This window comes from Paenibacillus sp. J22P218 (assembly GCF_056269195.1).
Window position 1 is genome coordinate 44,237 of sequence record NZ_JBWDNL010000009.1, and the last position, 16,838, is coordinate 61,074.

The following is a 16,838-nucleotide window of genomic DNA, read 5'->3' on the forward strand; positions in this document are numbered from 1 at the left end:
ATGTTCCTCTGGGGCTTGTCATGATTGATTAATTGGAATGGATTGGATATTCACTTCCAACGAAACGAATTTAGTGCTGCAGTCGTACATAAGGAGTGCCAAACTATATGCAATATTATACAATTGGCATAGGTGTTTATTTATCAGCATATAAGAGGTGAATCATTTGGCAGTAGTAGAGGTTGTCAAATATGATGGAAGTCCCGACGTGTTTGCGTGGAAATATCCGAATGAAGAGATGGGCACATGGACTCAGCTTATCGTCAATCAATCGCAGGAGGCTATCCTGTTCAAGGGAGGCCTGGCGCTCGATTTATTCGGACCTGGGCGGCATACGCTTAGCACGTACAACATTCCTTTCCTGAAAGATCTCATTAATATTCCGTTTGGCGGCAAGTCGCCGTTCACTGCGGAGGTATGGTACGTGAACCGTGCAACCGTGCTTGATGTGAAATGGGGCACAGCCTCCCCCGTCAAGCTTCAGGATCCGAAATACAATGTCATCGTGCCTGTGAGAGCGTTCGGCCAGTTCGGCATTACGATCGAGGACTCGCGCAAGTTACTCGTCAAGCTCGTCGGCACAGTTTCCGAGTTCACGCAAAGCAGCCTTTCCAAATATATTCGCGGCGTGCTCATGATGAATATCAATGAAATATTATCCTCCTATCTCGTTCTTAAAAAAATAAGCATATTGGAGATTAACGCCTACATTAGCGAGATCTCGGCCCATGTCGAGGCAAAAGTGAAGACGATGCTGGAGCCGTTCGGCATCCTGCTGCACAACTTCTACATTGACTCCATCAGCTCGCCGGAGGATGACCCGTCCATCGTCAAGCTTCGCGACGCGCTGGCGCGCAAAGCCGAAATGGATATTATCGGATACAACTACCAGCAAGAGAGAACGTTCGATACGCTTGAAGGGGCAGCCAAAAACGAAGGCAGCACTCAGGCCTCCCTGCTTGGCGCGGGCCTTGGTTTCGGAATGGGCACTAATCTAGGCGGAGCCTTCGGTAACCAGATGGGCCAACTTGGCGGCATATTGAATACGGGGCCCAGCGTATCTAATAGAACCTGTCCTTCCTGCAACAGCGTAAACGATATCAACTCCCGCTTCTGCAACGGCTGCGGCAAACCTTTCGCGGGCACTGTCGGTTCAGGCGGCGGACCCGCTCCAAAGCTACACTCCTGCAACAAATGCGGCGAGCCTATGGCTAGCCATTCAAAGTTCTGCTCCAACTGCGGAGATCCGTACAATCCGTGCCCGAAGTGCGGAGCTGATTGTGAACAAGGAAGCACGCATTGCGACAAATGCGGAGCTGATTTTCCAAAGCCATGCAAGGGCTGCGGGGAGAAAATCGACTCGGACGTCAAGTTCTGCCCGCATTGCGGCACCAATAACCTGCTGCAATGCTCGAATTGCGGGAGCAACGTAGAGCCTAATCAACGTTTCTGCAGGGATTGCGGCCATAATCTCACTTAAAGGAGCGTGCGCTGAATGCTAATCCTTATTGGAATTGTCTTACTTATTCTCGTTCTCATACCGGCAAGTCCTTTTATCTATCGATATGCGCGGTCATTCATCGAGCGGGAGCGGCAAACTGCAGCCTCCGCTAAGGCTTGGAGTTACTTGCAGGTCGTCATACATGAAGCCCTCCTTGCAGTAAAGCAATTGGAGGAGGATCAGCAGCAAGAATTCCAAAAAAGTCTGCTTGCGCTGAAAGAGCTCATTCAATACAGCGATCCCGTCATTCACCCGTCTCTCGTATCCGAGGAGCAGCATCTCATTGCGGATATCAATCAACTGCCTTCCCAGATTGGCGCAGTTAACGGACATGAAGATCGCGAATCCGCACTACATATGCTTCGAAATAAAATCATAACGATAAGCGAACAAATTAAGCTTCGAAACAAACAGCTGCTGACAGTCAAATAAGCGAGAAGAGGATTTCCAAATGAAACCGGGAAAAGCGAAGCAAGTGTGTGGCATTATTTTAACGCTCATAGGGTTAGGCGCAAGCGTTAATTACTCCTTTTTTATGGGAAATGAATTAAATGATATTCTATCAGGTGTAGCCGTGTACATTGCTATTATGATCATTCCGGGTATTTGTCTAATTATTATTGGCAGAAAAAATTATAAGAGCTACATGCAATCGATAGAAGAGGCTGAACGACATGCACGGGAAAATCCGATCATTGTCACGCCTCCTCCACCGTATCCGCCCCCATCGAATGCTAACGGCAGCAGTCATCCCAACATCAATTCCGGTTCTCCGAAAATGATTGACTGTCCAAGCTGCGGGGCGAAGAAGGAGCTGCAGCAGAACCAAACCGGCAATTGCGATTATTGCGGTTCGACACTTGCCTACCGTTAGTTGTCATGATACAAGATAGGAGGCTTCAACCATGTTTTGGGGAATACTTATGATAATTATAGGAGTCCCTGTACTGCTGTTTGGCATGATGTTCATGCTTGCTTTAATTGGGCTTCCTTCTGGAGAAGATGCTGCAACTATCATTACCTTTGGCTTATTACTCTTTATTGTTCCTGGAACAGTACTAACCGTATTAGGCGTAAAGATCATTGCTCGCAGCGACAAAAAGAAACGAGCGCAGCGGCAGGCTGCGTACGATGCTATTAATGCCGCTCAACCTCTCTCAAATCGTCCTGAACCATTGAATCCAGCCCCATCGCCGCCTCAAAGCGTCAATCCGACATTTAAATGGATCGATTGCCCGGGCTGCGGGGCGAAGAAGCAACTGCAATCAAACCAAACCGGCAATTGCGATTATTGCGATACGCTTCTTGTAAATGGTTAGACCTAACGCTCCAAGGTAGAAATGGATTATACTTAACCTATGTGAACGACGATAACATTTCAACTGATAGGAGGAATACATATGAAATACGAGGTGCTGTACCAAGGAGCGTTCGCGCTTCTGAGGGTAGGACTTAATCGGGGCGAGAAAGTGAAAGCCGAGTCCGGCGCAATGGTATCGATGTCGCCAACGATCGATCTGACCGGCACAGTCGACGGCGGACTAATGAGAGGTTTCGGAAGAATGCTTAGCGGGGAAAAGTTCTTCTTCCAAGAAATGACCGCTGCACGGGGAAATGGAGAGGTGCTGCTCGCCCCTACCGCAATGGGCGATATTCAATCCATCGAGCTTGACGGAAGCTACACGCTCAATGTGCAGAAGGACGGCTTCCTAGCCGGCTCGGACAGTATTCAGGTCAATACGAAAATGCAAAATCTCGCGAAAGGCTTGTTTTCCGGCGAAGGTTTCTTCATCGTCGAGATCAGCGGCAGAGGTACCGTTTTCCTCTCCTCGTACGGTGCCATACACGCGATTAATCTTGCTCCAGGCGAAGAAGTCATTGTCGATAACGGGCATTTGGTCGCATGGCCGAGCTATATGCAGTACACGATCGAGAAGGCATCGAAAGGCTGGTTCTCCAGCATAACAAGCGGCGAAGCACTCGTATGCAGATTCCGCGGCGAAGGCGTAATCCTTGTCCAAAGCCGTAATCCGGCAGGCTTCGGCAACTGGGTGAAACAATTCATACCGGCAAGGTAGAACGGTTATCGCCGTCCTTGCAGCGGTGTAGCGCGTTTCTTTCGCGGCATTTTCGATTATACTAATGCTGAATACGGCAGAGGAGCTTGGACGAACCGGCTTCTCTGCCCTTTTTTTATGAAATAGGCTGGAGGGAAAGGGTGCTTACTTACGATGTCGTTGAAAACAATCGGAACCATCGTTCAATTGAACAGATATCCTGTCAAATCTTTCGCAGGCGAGAGCTTGTCTTCGAGTAAAGTCGATACTCACGGCCTGCATGGCGACCGTGCGCGCGCCTTCATAGATGTGACGAAGGAAGGCTGGGATCGTTATTACACCGCCCGCAATTATGCGGGGATGCTTGAATATAAAGCAAAGCTTGTTGGCGAAGGCACAGCGCATGCTTTCCCTAAGGTCCAGATTACTGGACCAGACGGCCGCATTCGTGAATGGAATGAAGAGCTGTTAGCTGAGATTGAATCCCATTCGAAAAACAAGCTCACCCTGCTGGAGTATGCACCTGACCGTGATGGCGTGCTGGCTGTAGATAGCGATGGCATACTTATTATTACGGATCGATCGCTGCGTTTGCTTGAGGACGCTTGGGGCAAGTCGTTGGACTACCGACGCTTTAGAGCCAATATCGTGATAGCCGTCAACAATGAAGCAGGTCATGAACGCGATTGGATCGGCAAACAACTGCATATCGGAGATATAAGACTGCAAGTGAAATCCGAATGCGACCGCTGCTCCATGATTACGATCGATCCTGATCGGCTGGAGAAGGACAGCTCGTTGCTGCGAACCGTGAATGAGAAATTCGGTCTGAACTTTGGCGTCTATGCTAATGTAGAGCAGACCGGCACACTGTCAATTGGCGACGCTGTATATGTAAAAGAATAACCGTCCGACAGGACATATGCGGAGCGGACGGCTATTGGCGATGGACTAGCTGTCCGCAACGATTTGCTGCTGCACAAGCTTATAATATAGCGCATGCGATTCCATAAGCTCCGTATGCGTTCCTTGGCCTGTCACTTCCCCCTTCTCCAGCATAACAATCCGATCGGCGCCGCGTATCGTCGACAGCCGATGAGCGATAACGAGCGTCGTCCTGCCTTGCATCAGCACTTGCAGCGCTTCCTGCACCAGTTGCTCCGATTCACTGTCCAGATGTGCCGTCGCTTCGTCAAGCAGCAAGATATCGGGATCGCGTAAGATCGCTCTGGCAATGGCTAAGCGCTGGCGTTGGCCGCCGGACAGCTTGATGCCCCGCTCGCCTACTTCCGTATCATATCCGTCCGGAAGCGAATCTAGGAACGAGGTCAAGTTCGCCTGCTCAATCGCCTCCCTCAGCTTGTCTTCCGCTTCGAGATCCAGTCCGTAAGTCAAGTTATGCCGAATCGTTCCGGCCATCATCGGACTATCCTGCGAGACGTATGCGATTCGTCCGCGCCATTCGTCCAGCGGCATGTCGGCAATCGGCTGCTCACCATACGTAATGAGGCCTGAGCTTGGCTCATAGAACCGCTCGATCAACGAGAACAACGTTGTTTTTCCCGTGCCGCTTGGCCCAACGAAGGCCGTCGTCTTTCCGGGCTCGACTCGCAACGTAAGCGATTGAAGCAATGGGCGGTCTTGTGTATAACCGAAGCCTACATCTATAAACTCGATTGCCTGTTTATTTGCCGATGAAGTCGCAGCTGCTGCGTGCTTATTGACTCCTTCCAATTCCGCTTCCGATTGTTCCGGCTGTTCATCCAGCAGCTCTTGCAATCGCTCCGATGCGCCCATCGCTTTCTGAAACTGCGTGAAAAACGAGGCCATCTGCGTGAAGGGCATCACGATTTGGAACATGTACAAAATGATAGCTACCAGTTCTCCGCCGCTTAGCGACCCTTGCGCAACCCGTACGCCTCCGTAACCGATCAGCACTACAAGAATGAGCAGCATGACCGACATCATAAGCGGAGATACAATCGCTACGATCTTCGCTTCTTGCAGGCCGAATTGCAGCAGCCTATTGATGCGGTAGCTGCCTTGCCGCTTCTCCAATGGCTCGGCTAGCGATGCCTTTACGAGCCGAATATCGGATAACACGCGTCCTAGATCGCCTTGGAACAAAGCCGTCTCGTTTTGCATCGACTTGGAAACCTTGAACATCTTCGATCCAAGCGGCCATAAGATGAGCAGGGCACCCGGTACGGCTACAAGCATGAGCAGCGTCATCCGCCAATCGATAGTCAGCAGCAAAATAACGCCTCCGATAACCGAGATGATGCCTCCCAAAAACGATATAACCTGTCCAATGATAAAGTCTTTAATAACGTTCGTATCGTTCGTAACGCGGCTCATCGTCTCTCCCGAGCTGTTCCGGTCGAAGAACGGAACAGGCAGCTTCAATACCCGTTGCCACACCTCCCGCCGCAAGCCGCTTATGATGTATTGGCCGATATAGGACATCGTATAGACCGAGAAACCTGACATCGCCGTTTGCGTCAGAAATACCGTCCCCAGCACGGCAATCGTTACCGCCCGCAGGCTTGAGGCTGACAGTTCTTCGACCATATCCATCGTAAGCAGGGGAATCGTAAGCGATAGAGCCGTTTCTCCAATTCCCAGCAGCATGGCGGCTGCAATCAGCCATGCTGCTGGCTTATGCTTTGCAATGAGCTGAACAAATTGTCTGACGTTCATACCGGCTGCTCCCGTACTCTCCGTTTCCATCTTTCCCCTACTCTTCACTGCGCTCACCTCCGACAATCGACTTAAGCGCCTCGATGTGCTCGAACACTTTGGCGAAATAAAGTTCTTCTTCCTGCGTAAAAGCGTTCGGGAATAAGAAGGGATCGATCATCCCCTCCCTCTCGCCCATCTCTTCAAGCTGAGCGCGTTCTTGCTCCGTAAGCTCGCCCATTATCGGAGCTAGCAGCCCTTCCAGCATAGCAACCAGCTCGCCCCCCTTTTCCATGACCTCCGTCTCTGTCGGGTCCTTGCCTTGTTGATGGAACTCCTTCAACTGCAGCAATATGGCAATCATCGTCTTCTCCTGGTCTAGACGAGCTTCCTTGGACATGCCTTTCATAAAGATAGCTTCGACGACGGAAGCCGGCATTTGCTGCGACAACCACTCCTTCTGTACTTCTTCATTCTGAATGCTATGAATGAATACAAGCAGCATGTTGCTGTCAACCTTGCCCGCTCCATCCAATAGCTTCTGCATACGCGAGATCGTCTCCATCACCCGTTCAAGCTGCCTCTGCTTCTGCTGCAGCATTTCATACTGCGAAGCCAAGGAGTGCTGCAGATCGATCTCCGGTTCCTCCAGATAGCTTCGAATCTCCTCCAATGAAAAATCCAAATATTTAAGCGTTAATATTTTTTGCAATTGGAACAGGTCTTGTTCGGTATAAAAACGGTGACCGTGCTCGTTGCGGCTAGACGGCGCGAGCAGCCCTTTGCGATCGTAATATCGAAGCGCCCTTTCTGTTACTCCCGTCAGCTTCGCGAAAGCGCCTATACCGTACTTCTGATTAGACTTCATACTTTGTTCCATTTCCGCACCTCCTGCCTTAAGTGTAAGACTTGACGTAACGTCAAGAGCAATAGATAATACGCAAAAGATATCGACAAATTTTTCTAAAACGAATGTTGAACAGATGTCTATTAATCTACTATTCTAGCGAAAAATAGGACAAGTATCGTAGTATTTTTAATAAATTAGGGGGATTTTAGCAAAAAAGGGATTGTAATAAAGTTTGTTCCCGCTATAATAAGCATGTGAACGTTGTGTGACAACGTTAATCAAACTTAAGGGAGCGAATCAATTGGATTACAACAATCAGCCGCAAGTCAATCCTTACAACGGAGGGTACAATCCGAATCAGCAAGTATCGCCGGTAATCAGCGTTAAGGACTGGATGCTGCAAATGCTTATTCTCATCATCCCTATCGTCAACATCATCATGATGTTCGTGTGGGCATTCGGAGAAGGCAATCCTACTAAACAGAACTACTACAAAGCTGCTCTCCTATGGGCATTAATTGTGACTATTCTTTATTTCTTGATTTTTGTATTGCTCGTGGGCATTTTCTCTGCTTCACTCGGAGCCTAGTTGACCTTCTATTTACATACCAATCCATTATAGCAACAGCGACAGGAAGGTGCGGTCCGTACCTTCCTGTTGCTATTTTGGCACAATACATGTACTCTTTAGGAGTTTATGAAAGCTCTGATTCATTTAAATGAAGGAGATCGGTATGATTAAGAAGAAGGAAACAACTAAACTAAAATCAAAGGCAAAAGGCAACATCCTCATGCTCGAACGGAGCTTCGACGCGCCGCGGGAGCTTGTGTTTCAAGCGTATACGGAAGCGGCCCAGCTCGTACGCTGGTGGGGGCCAAGGGACTGGAATCTTACGTTATGCAATGTCGACCTCCAGCCAGGAGGGGCTTGGCAATATTGCCTGGAATTCAAGGATGGCCAGACGAAATCATGGGGCAAAGCGATCTATCGCGAAATCGCAGCGCCGGACAAGCTCGTCTATGAGGATTATATATCCGACGAGAACGGCGTCATCGAAGCTAACGACGGTTTGCTCGTAACCGCCACGTTCGAAGACGTTCAAGGCAAGACCAAGCTGACTAACCGTGTTGAATTCGTTTCGTCGGGCGCGCTGAAGCGCACCGTGGAGATGGGCCTCATTCCGAGCATGGATCAGACCTGGTCTCGGCTAGCCGAGCACCTGCGCGGTCTTCAAGCGTAAGGATTGTGTTCGCACGCCTGGAAGGAAAGTAAGCATACAAAAAACCGTTCCTTGCTCAGATGGCGGATATTCTCGCCACTTGTCAAAGAACGGTTTTTTTACGTAACTGCGCGCTCGAACGAAATAACTGGAAATTGTATTGCAGATAGGATTGAAATTAACATGAGGATTTCCCGTTATTCACTAATTGTTTGGTCATTCCCTAAAAAATAACGGGAGAAAATCCTGATAAGTGACTAACCCGCAGGCTGGATGCTGCTACACCGTACGGAAACGATAGACACGGCTAGCGTAATCACCGTGGAACTGCGGCAACTTAAGGCCGGCATGCATCAGCTCATCGCCGCCGTATGCGCCTTCCTCGCCAACCAGCTCATAATCGCGGTTCGGATCAAGGCCCTTCAGACGGAAGCGGTTCAGCTTCGGATACGGCTCTTGAAGAACGGCAGCTAACACAACGAATGCCTCGCTCTTATCCTTCGCTACGAACATCCATGCCGTCTCGTTGCCCTCGAACGGGCTAAGCAAGCGGTAGAAGTCGCCGAACTGTACCAGATGACGCACTTCCTTATACAGCGCCACTTGCTCTTTAACGGTTTCCTTTTCTTGTTCCGTAAATTTCGTCAAATCCAGCTCATAGCCGAAGTTGCCCGACAATGCGACATTGCCGCGCGTCTCAAGCGACGTGATTCGGCCTACCTGATGGTTCGGTACAGCTGACACATGCGCGCCCATTGCGCTTACCGGATACACAATGCTTGTACCGTATTGAATTTTCAGACGGGAAACGGCATCGGTATTATCGCTCGTCCATGTTTGCGGCATGTAATACAGCATCCCCGGATCGAAACGTCCGCCTCCGCCCGAGCAGCTCTCGAACAAAATATGCGGGAATGCGCTTGTGATCTTCTCAAGCACTTCGTACAAACCAAGCATGTAACGGTGTGCCGTCTCGCGTTGGCGTTCCGCCGGCAGAAGCGCCGAACCGATCTCGGTCATATTGCGGTTCATATCCCACTTCACGTAGGTGATCGGCGCGCTGGAGAGAATATCCGAAATGACGCGTACGATGTATTCGCGAACGTCAGCACGGCTTAGGTCAAGAATAAGCTGCTGGCGGGCTTGCGTCCGTCTGCGCCCATCAATATGCAGACACCAGTCCGGATGATCGCGGTAGAGCTCGCTCTCCGGCGAGATCATCTCCGGTTCGAACCAAAGTCCGAACTGCATATCAAGCTTCTTCACGCGGCTAACGAGATCCTCAAGACCGTTAGGAAGCTTGTTGCGGTCAACGAACCAATCGCCCAGCGATGTCGTGTCATTGTCACGTTTGCCGAACCAGCCGTCATCTAGTACGAATAGTTCGATGCCCAGCTCTTGTCCGACCTTTGCAATCGATTCGATCTTGTCTGCGGTGAAGTTAAAGTACGTTGCTTCCCAGTTGTTGACGAGAATTGGACGTGTCTGATCGCGGAATTGGCCGCGAATCAGCCTGGAGCGATACAAATCATGGAAGCTGCGCGACATGCCGCCAAGCCCTTGATCAGAGTGAACGAGAACGACCTCCGGTGTCTGGAACTGCTCACCCGCTTCCAACTGCCAGTTGAAGTCGAATGGATTGAGGCCCATGAACAGCCTAGCCGAATGGAATTGATCGACTTCGACGCCGGCAATGAAGTTGCCGCTGTATACGAAGCTTGCTCCATACACATCGCCATGATCCTCGTCGGCTCCTTCAGCTAGCAGCGCGATGAACGGATTTTGCACATGGCTGCTTGAGCCTCTGCGGCTCTCTACAGATTGCATGCCAGGCTCGAGCTTGCGCTTGTGCACATAACGCTCGCGTGTCCATGCACCTGATAATTGCAGCATTTCGAACCGATCATGCGCGAAATCAAGACTCATGCTAAGCGCCCGTTGCAACTGCAGTATTGAACTGCCATTGTTCGTAATCGTTGCCGAGCGAGTAATCGCGTCGAAGTTCTCAAAGACGGTATAGGAAAGAACGACAGTGAGACCCGATAGCTCGTCCTTCAATGTTATTTCCAAAGTTTGCGCCTCGTCGTCTTGCTCCGTGTATACAGAAGGCAATCCAGTTAGCGCCGGCTTGCCGCTGCGAATCGTATGGGATTCGTAGCTTAGCTCCGTAACCGTCGAACCGTTCGGCAGCGCAACTTGAATTGCAGGTGTCCGGAAGTCGGAGCTTCCGTAAGTCGGATATTCCTGCGGCAGCGTATCGAGCGACAACGAAAGCTGGCTTAAATCCGTGCTTGGACTGAACGATGCGCGCTCTTTAAGCTCAAGCAATCGGTCAAGCTGCAGGCCGCGGACCTTCTTGCCCCAATACAAGTGCGCAGGGTAACCTTGCTTCGTTAATTGAATGACATAGCTCGTATCCTTGGATTGCAAATGGAATAATGCTTTCTGTTCATCATAATGAATAGACATCGTAATATCCCCTAACCTATTAATGTAGTTTCGTTAAATCGTGACCGCAGCTTTCCCTTACCATCAATGTCGTATTGACCCTTACATGAACGGCTGCCTCGCGACCTTCAATACGCTCCAGCAGCAGCTGCGCTGCTGTTCTGCCCATCTGCTCGGTATGAGCGCGAACGGTCGTAAGCGGCGGATTCAAGTAGGCGGACAGCTCGATATCATCGAATCCGATGACCGCCATCTCCTCCGGGACCGATACTCCTCGCTCATGCAGGGCGCGCAAGGCGCCGACTGCCATCGGATCGCTTGCAACGAAGCAAGCTGTTGGAAGCTCCGCTTGATCCAGCAACCGATTCATAGCGTCATAGCCGCCGCCGGTTGACCAATCTGCAGTAATCGCAAATTCAGGAAGATACAAGTCTCGCTCTTGCATGAGCAGCTCGAAATGATAGCTGCGGGGATCGAGAATTACCTGAACTTGCTGCGTTTGCTGCCCTAGCGAATGGACACGTTCTTCCCCACCGATTAAAGCGATCTTCGTATGGCCAAGCGTGAATAAATGGCCAAGCACGTCCTTCATCGCTTGTTCGAAATGGAGATTGACCGAATCGCAATCGTGAGGAGGCGTGCTATGGTTCAGAAACACGATCCGGTCGCGATGCGCATAGAGCGAATTGACATCCTGATCGTTAATCGAACCGACGACAATGAGACCGTCCAACTCGTGCAAGGACTGCCATTCAGCGCGAGCATTACCGCGAAGCACCTTTACAATCGAGAGGCCAAGCTCTTCGCATCGCGTCTCAATTCCTTTTCGTATGGAAGAGAAATAGGGATCGTTATGTTCATCCTCAATCGATGACCACATAAGCAAACCTACTTGCTGCCTCGACAGCAGCTCTTCTTTCTTCATTCGCCGCAATCGGGACGGCTTATATTGGAGCTGTTCGGCAATGCTAAAGATGCGTGCTCTCGTCTCTTCGCTGACGGATAAAGTCATATCGTTATTAAGCACCCGAGATACGGTGGCAGCGGAAACACCGGCTTCTTGCGCAATCTGTTTGATCGTTGCCATGTTCCACCTTCTATTTAGTTAATAAATTTACTAAACGTTACAATGCCTATTTTAGCAAATGAGCGCTTTCATGACAAGTCCGCCTGCAACATTCGCATGCCGATTACGTCTGACATCATACAATAACATTCATGAATAACCAGTTGAGGTGATTAGGATGATAAAGAAACTGTTATTTGCCTTCGCGCTAACCGCACTCTTAATAGGGTGTGCAGCTAATGGCGGCAATATCAATTCCAATGAGAACGAGCCGACAACAAGCCCAACAAGCCCGGCAGTCAGCGAGACCGAAGCTCCGCCCCCAACAACCTATGCGACAACCCATGAGGCCGCAGATGCTATTGTTCAAGCGCTTAAAGACAAAGATCTAACGATGCTTGCATCGCTCGTTCATCCGGTCAAAGGGCTGCTATTCTCTCCTTATGCCCATATTGATCAAGCATCCGCGCTCACCTTTCAGGCAGATGCTCTGCCTGCACTGACCGATGCGACCATTCATACTTGGGGTGCTTATGACGGCTCCGGCGAACCGATCGCCCTCACCTTCGCGCAATATTACGATAAGTTTGTCTATGACAAACCGTTTATCGAAGCAGAGAACGTCGGCGAAGACGAGATTATCGGCCATGGCAATACGCTCGTCAATATAAAGGATGTATTCCCTGATAGCTACACGGTTGATTATCATTTCAGCGGCTTCGATGCCCAGTACGAAGGCATGGATTGGGAGAGCCTTATCCTTGTGCTCGAGCAATATGAAGGCGCTTGGTATGTGAGCGCAATCGTTCATTCACAGTGGACGATCTAAGGTAAAAAGAAACGGCTGGCTTAAAGGGGCACTCCTCCCTCTAAGCCAGCCGTTCATCTTTTATTTCGATTGCAGAAATTTCTCCAATTCATCTGTCTTATATGTCTTGTAAACCAGTTTCTCATTATCGAATACGAGAAAGGCCGGGAACGCCTTAAGCGCGAACTCGTCCTTTACATCGACAAGCTCATTTGCTTTCGGATCATATTCCATCAACGAAAGCCCCCCTTGCAGGGCGGTATGGAGTTCTTGCTCCATGTTCGTAGAGTCATATTGCTCTTCAGCAGCAGTACCGCTTGCCACAACCGTATAAAATCGGTTTTTGCTCCGCGCAAGCCAACCCATCCGCTTATATTTCTCCTGTTCGGTCATATCCAGAACCAGCAGCTCCTTAAGCTTATCGCCTGTTGGATCAGGCGGATAGATACGTACCTTCTGGCCATTCTTTAATGCTGCAGGATCAACCGACTCTCCTGCTTCATTGCGAACAATCATGCTGCTAGACAACTTTCCACTATATTCCATTCCCCAATCGTTCTGAGCACCCCCTCTATCGTTCCGATGGGCCCACTCCGAAATATCGACGGTAACCCGCCCCTGTTCGTGATCCAAGCTCGAGAAATGGCCGATTAAGACGTTATCCTTATATCCGCCTTGTCCTCCGCCGCAGCCTGCCGCAAGCAAGACAAGCATGATCAATAATATGACGGCAACAGCAAAGCGGCCACCGATTAATCGCTTCATTGCAATCCCCCTCTATTTTCCATATTAGACGGGGCGCAATCTCTATAGGTTGCTTCATCGATCAATAAACTTGCTTATCTCGTCGTTGACCTCATTCCGCTGCTCCCACATCAATCCATGACCGCTGTTATACAGCCAGATTAAGCGTGAATTGGCAATCCCCTCATGCAGCGCTTCCGCCAGCGGCGGCTTGCTAATCTCGTCATGGATGCCTTGCAGGATCAAAGTAGGTACTTTAATCCAAGGTAAATCGCCGAACAATACCTCGTCCCTTAACGACTCCAGCACTGTTGCTGTCGAGTAACCCGCTGCCTGGAGATTCATCTGAAAAAACCAATCCGCGAGCGGTTCGCCGACATTCTGGTAAAAGAACATATAAGTGAGATCCTGCAGCATTCGCGGTCGATTATTATACGTCGCATCGATAAGCTTATTCACATCAGCCTTCTCCAGCCCATACGGGAAATTCGGACGACGCGTGAAGCTAGGCGCGGCGGCGGCGAGCAGCACGAGCTTCTTCACGCCGTACCCTTGGTAACGGGCCATATAACGGATCGCTATCGCTCCGCCAACCGAATGTGCGACCAGCACGAAGCTCCGCAGTCCAAGCGCTTCGACGACACAGCGAATATCGTCCGCCAGCCGATCGTAGCTATACCCGTCCCACGGCTTGTCGGATTGACCGAAGCCGCGAAGGTCGATACCGATACAACGATAACCCATTGCCGGAAGCACGTTGAACTGATACTCGAACAGCTTATGGCTCGCCGGCCAGCCATGAATGAAGAAGATCACTTTGCTGCTGGACGGATTCACGTCCTCCACATAGATCTTCACATCCGTCTCCACTTCCACAAAATATCCCATCCCGATTCCTCCCTAGGCTCAATCCTCAATACAATCAGCATACGCATCTTGCCGGCAATGGGTGATGGCCTAATCGTCTATAGCAAACCAAACTTACAATGGATATAATTAACAGTAGGTTTCAGCATATCCATTGCGGGGAGGCTTTTGAAAAAAAATGAGTAAGACAACCTATGATCAGTTTGTCGAGCAAGTTATCCGCTATCGCATATTTCCATTCTCCGATCTCGTAGCTGGATATCCTTCACTTACCGCTGCAACAGCCGATAATGAATGGCATACGGGCACAGAGCTCGATCCTTGGCTTTGGCGCACTCGCATCGTGAAGGATGGTTATGCGGCGTACGGGAAATTTTTCGGTACGAAGGCCTCCTTCATTCATGTCGATGCCTTTCCGCTCGTTCGGTTGTTACTATCGGGTGGAACATCGGTAGAAGAGAGGTATCGGGACGGGCTACTATCGACACATGCCTATAGGCTGTACGAGCTTATCCGTGAGGCAGGCAACATAGATACAAGGCAATTACGGAAAGCAGCCAGGCTTGATGCGAAGGAGCAGAAGAAGGATTACGAGTCCGCGCTCGTTCAACTCCAGAACTTCGGAGACATTGTCATTACCGGAGCGAAAGAAAGCGATCATGACGGAGGCTGGAGCAGCATGTGCTACGAAACGTCAGACTACTGGCTCGAGCAGCTTAAGGACAAGCTTCCGCTAGCGGATCCATCAATCGAGCAGGCCAAGGAGCAGATTCAAGCTAGTCTTCGCGAGTTATGTACGACGGACAAGTCGTATAGCTATTTTGCTAAAAAAACTTAAACTAAACGCCTAAGTCCGCGGACTTAGGCGTTTCATTATTCCATCTACGATCACCGCCAGCATAATGCCAATGCTATATCTGACTAAATCAACAAACAGAAACCCGTGGCCAAGGACCAAAGCGCCAAGGGTCGTATCTCTAATCTCATTGATCCAATTCGCTTGATAGAGCTGACTGCACTCCATGCCGAAACAAATGGCCGTGCTTATGACGACCGCCCATCCTACCCTCTTGTTCACCCACAAGCATCGAACGCCGCAATAGATCATGCACGCCCACAGCCCGTCTCCAAAATGGTCCGATACGAATGGAGGAAAAGCAGCCGAATAACGTCTGACGCCAAGGCCCGCAGCAATTAGAAAGAGAATAGCTGCTCCATAATAGAATCTAGCTTTCATCGTCCTCGTTATTGACTAACAGCTCTTTAATGAACGCCTCAGCGCCAGCCTCCGTAATCTCGTACGTGATTTTATGGATTGTGCCATCCCTCTTGACGAAAAAATTAGTTGGGATAGCCGATATCATGTACTGTGCGGACACCGTGCCATCCTCATCAAGCAAAGCCGGCAATTGGATGTCGTACGCATCCAAAAACGCTTGTGCTTCCTCTACCGTATCTTCCGTCGTGACGTTCACGGATATGATCTCGACCTCATCCTTATACTTCGCATAGATGCGGTTTAATGACTCTGCCTCGTCATGGCAGCCCGGACACCATGAAGCCCAGAAATTAATCAGTTTCGGCTTGCCCGACGATGCGGATACCGGGGTCATATTGCCGTTCATATCCGTCAATTCAAAGTCGATCATGCGATTGCCGTACTGTTCCGACATGACGGTCTCAAGCGGCGCAGATTGCAACAAGAACTGAAATACCAGAAACACGCCAACGACAATCCCCGTCGTTACGAGCAAGCCCGCGATCGCCGCGAGCAGCTTTTTCTTCGTCACCTTTAGCGGCCCCCGCCTCTTATCAATTTTTGTTCAGTATGACATATTGTACGGAATGATCCTGCACTCTAATAAACTTGACTAGCAACGAAATTTTGTTGTCTTCGTTAAGTTTGCGCCAATAAAATTCAGCCGTTTCTTCGATTGAATCAAAAATCGGCACCTCCATAGGTTCACCTTGGAACGGCCTCAGTACGCCTTGCTCCTCCGCTCTATAGGTATGTATGCAATGCCCTATTCCTGGCGTAAAGGAACTATAGTGATAGAAATTGCGGATACATACGGACGGATCATTGTTATTCGACTTTAAGATCGATAAGCTGAAACGGCGCTCATGAGTGTCGATTACACCTGAAATCCGAGGCGTATAATGCGGCGGGTCGGGCTCGTACTGTCTCTTTTTTAACGCGTCCTCGAATGATATTCCTTGCGTAAATCCGTCATATAACGTATCAGTCTGATCACCATTCGATACGATATGCTGCTCCCCGCACACCCGAATCGGGTAATAGATAATCAAGGAGGGGTCCTCGAGCTTCGCTGGATCATAAGCCGCGTTCCTCACGCTCTGCCCGTTGAGCTCGAACACACGATTGCGACTATTGTCGCTTCTTCCCATGATCCAATAGATTTGCGCGTAATATTGTTCTGAAGGCGTCATACCAATTGCTAGCGTTCTTCCGGGATACGGATTTGCAAAAAGCTGCTGTTCGAACAAAGTCATTCTGACCTTCCACCTTTATATGTTTTTATGATTTATTTATCATAGCTTTACTTTGTACTAAAAGAAATACCGTCTTCTAGTAGA

The 16,838-nt window shown here is 49.8% G+C and carries 19 protein-coding genes; 10 read left to right on the plus strand and 9 right to left on the minus strand.

The annotated features are described in order from the left end of the window. The first annotated feature begins 157 nt into the window (after positions 1–157). The 6 genes from AC0YN0_RS28695 (at position 158) to AC0YN0_RS28720 (ending at position 4,464) form a co-directional block, all read left to right on the plus strand. Positions 158–1,480 (plus strand): SPFH domain-containing protein, encoded by a 1,323-nt coding sequence (locus AC0YN0_RS28695; RefSeq protein WP_475824363.1) that lies wholly within the window; start codon positions 158–160, stop codon positions 1,478–1,480. Positions 1,481–1,495: 15 nt separating this feature from the next. Beyond that, positions 1,496–1,933, plus strand: coding sequence for a hypothetical protein (locus AC0YN0_RS28700; protein WP_475824364.1), 438 nt, complete (start codon positions 1,496–1,498; stop codon positions 1,931–1,933). A 19-nt stretch (positions 1,934–1,952) separates the two neighbouring features. Then, positions 1,953–2,375 carry a hypothetical protein gene (locus tag AC0YN0_RS28705; RefSeq protein ID WP_475824365.1) on the plus strand — a complete coding sequence of 141 codons (423 nt, stop codon included), beginning with the start codon at positions 1,953–1,955 and terminating at the stop codon, positions 2,373–2,375. A 31-nt stretch (positions 2,376–2,406) separates the two neighbouring features. Further along, complete coding sequence (locus AC0YN0_RS28710; protein ID WP_475824366.1) at positions 2,407–2,820, plus strand: hypothetical protein; 414 nt, start codon at positions 2,407–2,409, stop codon at positions 2,818–2,820. Between the two features lie 81 nt (positions 2,821–2,901). Beyond that, a complete protein-coding gene (locus AC0YN0_RS28715; protein WP_337100900.1) occupies positions 2,902–3,579 on the plus strand; it encodes a TIGR00266 family protein in 678 nt (225 codons plus the stop codon). Positions 3,580–3,732: 153 nt separating this feature from the next. Next, on the plus strand, positions 3,733–4,464 hold the full coding sequence (locus AC0YN0_RS28720; RefSeq protein WP_475824367.1) for an MOSC domain-containing protein: 732 nt from the start codon (positions 3,733–3,735) through the stop codon (positions 4,462–4,464). 45 nt (positions 4,465–4,509) lie between these two features. Here the strand turns inward: AC0YN0_RS28720 and AC0YN0_RS28725 are convergent, their stop codons facing one another. Together AC0YN0_RS28725 and AC0YN0_RS28730 are read right to left on the minus strand one after the other, a co-directional pair. Continuing rightward, positions 4,510–6,288, minus strand: coding sequence for an ABC transporter ATP-binding protein (locus AC0YN0_RS28725; protein ID WP_475824522.1), 1,779 nt, complete (start codon positions 6,286–6,288; stop codon positions 4,510–4,512). Between the two features lie 7 nt (positions 6,289–6,295). Then, positions 6,296–7,117: a MerR family transcriptional regulator gene (locus AC0YN0_RS28730; protein ID WP_475824368.1), complete on the minus strand. Its 822-nt coding sequence runs from the start codon at positions 7,115–7,117 to the stop codon at positions 6,296–6,298. Positions 7,118–7,388: 271 nt separating this feature from the next. On the opposite strand from AC0YN0_RS28730, the gene AC0YN0_RS28735 reads away from it, so the two are divergent. Then, positions 7,389–7,676, plus strand: a complete 288-nt coding sequence (locus AC0YN0_RS28735; RefSeq protein WP_475824369.1) for a hypothetical protein — start codon at positions 7,389–7,391, stop codon at positions 7,674–7,676. A gap of 145 nt (positions 7,677–7,821) precedes the next feature. Beyond that, a complete protein-coding gene (locus AC0YN0_RS28740) occupies positions 7,822–8,328 on the plus strand; it encodes an SRPBCC domain-containing protein (RefSeq protein ID WP_475824370.1) in 507 nt (168 codons plus the stop codon). A gap of 258 nt (positions 8,329–8,586) precedes the next feature. Here the strand turns inward: AC0YN0_RS28740 and AC0YN0_RS28745 are convergent, their stop codons facing one another. Both AC0YN0_RS28745 and AC0YN0_RS28750 read right to left on the minus strand, forming a co-directional pair. Beyond that, entirely contained in the window at positions 8,587–10,776 is a 2,190-nt protein-coding gene (locus tag AC0YN0_RS28745) for an alpha-galactosidase (protein WP_475824371.1), read from the minus strand. Between the two features lie 19 nt (positions 10,777–10,795). Further along, the gene (locus tag AC0YN0_RS28750) at positions 10,796–11,842 is read right to left on the minus strand and encodes a LacI family DNA-binding transcriptional regulator (protein WP_475824372.1); all 1,047 of its coding nucleotides are present in this window, start codon (positions 11,840–11,842) and stop codon (positions 10,796–10,798) included. Positions 11,843–11,999: 157 nt separating this feature from the next. Here AC0YN0_RS28750 and AC0YN0_RS28755 point away from each other — a divergent pair, with 157 nt between their 5' ends. Beyond that, on the plus strand, positions 12,000–12,650 hold the full coding sequence (locus tag AC0YN0_RS28755) for a hypothetical protein (RefSeq protein WP_475824373.1): 651 nt from the start codon (positions 12,000–12,002) through the stop codon (positions 12,648–12,650). Between the two features lie 60 nt (positions 12,651–12,710). Here AC0YN0_RS28755 and AC0YN0_RS28760 read toward each other — a convergent pair whose 3' ends face one another. Together AC0YN0_RS28760 and AC0YN0_RS28765 are read right to left on the minus strand one after the other, a co-directional pair. Then, entirely contained in the window at positions 12,711–13,394 is a 684-nt protein-coding gene (locus AC0YN0_RS28760; protein WP_475824374.1) for a hypothetical protein, read from the minus strand. Positions 13,395–13,448: 54 nt separating this feature from the next. Beyond that, entirely contained in the window at positions 13,449–14,261 is an 813-nt protein-coding gene (locus AC0YN0_RS28765; RefSeq protein ID WP_475824375.1) for an alpha/beta fold hydrolase, read from the minus strand. Between the two features lie 157 nt (positions 14,262–14,418). Between AC0YN0_RS28765 and AC0YN0_RS28770 the strand changes: the two genes are divergently transcribed. Then, positions 14,419–15,078 (plus strand): AlkZ-related protein, encoded by a 660-nt coding sequence (locus AC0YN0_RS28770; RefSeq protein WP_475824376.1) that lies wholly within the window; start codon positions 14,419–14,421, stop codon positions 15,076–15,078. A 9-nt stretch (positions 15,079–15,087) separates the two neighbouring features. Here the strand turns inward: AC0YN0_RS28770 and AC0YN0_RS28775 are convergent, their stop codons facing one another. From AC0YN0_RS28775 to AC0YN0_RS28785, 3 genes are read right to left on the minus strand one after another with little or no spacing between them, the layout of a single operon-like run. Next, positions 15,088–15,477 carry a ribosomal maturation YjgA family protein gene (locus AC0YN0_RS28775; protein WP_475824377.1) on the minus strand — a complete coding sequence of 130 codons (390 nt, stop codon included), beginning with the start codon at positions 15,475–15,477 and terminating at the stop codon, positions 15,088–15,090. After that, positions 15,467–16,030 (minus strand): TlpA family protein disulfide reductase, encoded by a 564-nt coding sequence (locus AC0YN0_RS28780; RefSeq protein WP_475824378.1) that lies wholly within the window; start codon positions 16,028–16,030, stop codon positions 15,467–15,469. The genes AC0YN0_RS28775 and AC0YN0_RS28780 overlap by 11 nt, the downstream gene beginning before the upstream one ends. A gap of 22 nt (positions 16,031–16,052) precedes the next feature. Next, positions 16,053–16,754 carry an IMP cyclohydrolase gene (locus tag AC0YN0_RS28785; protein WP_475824379.1) on the minus strand — a complete coding sequence of 234 codons (702 nt, stop codon included), beginning with the start codon at positions 16,752–16,754 and terminating at the stop codon, positions 16,053–16,055. Between the last annotated feature and the right edge of the window lie 84 nt (positions 16,755–16,838).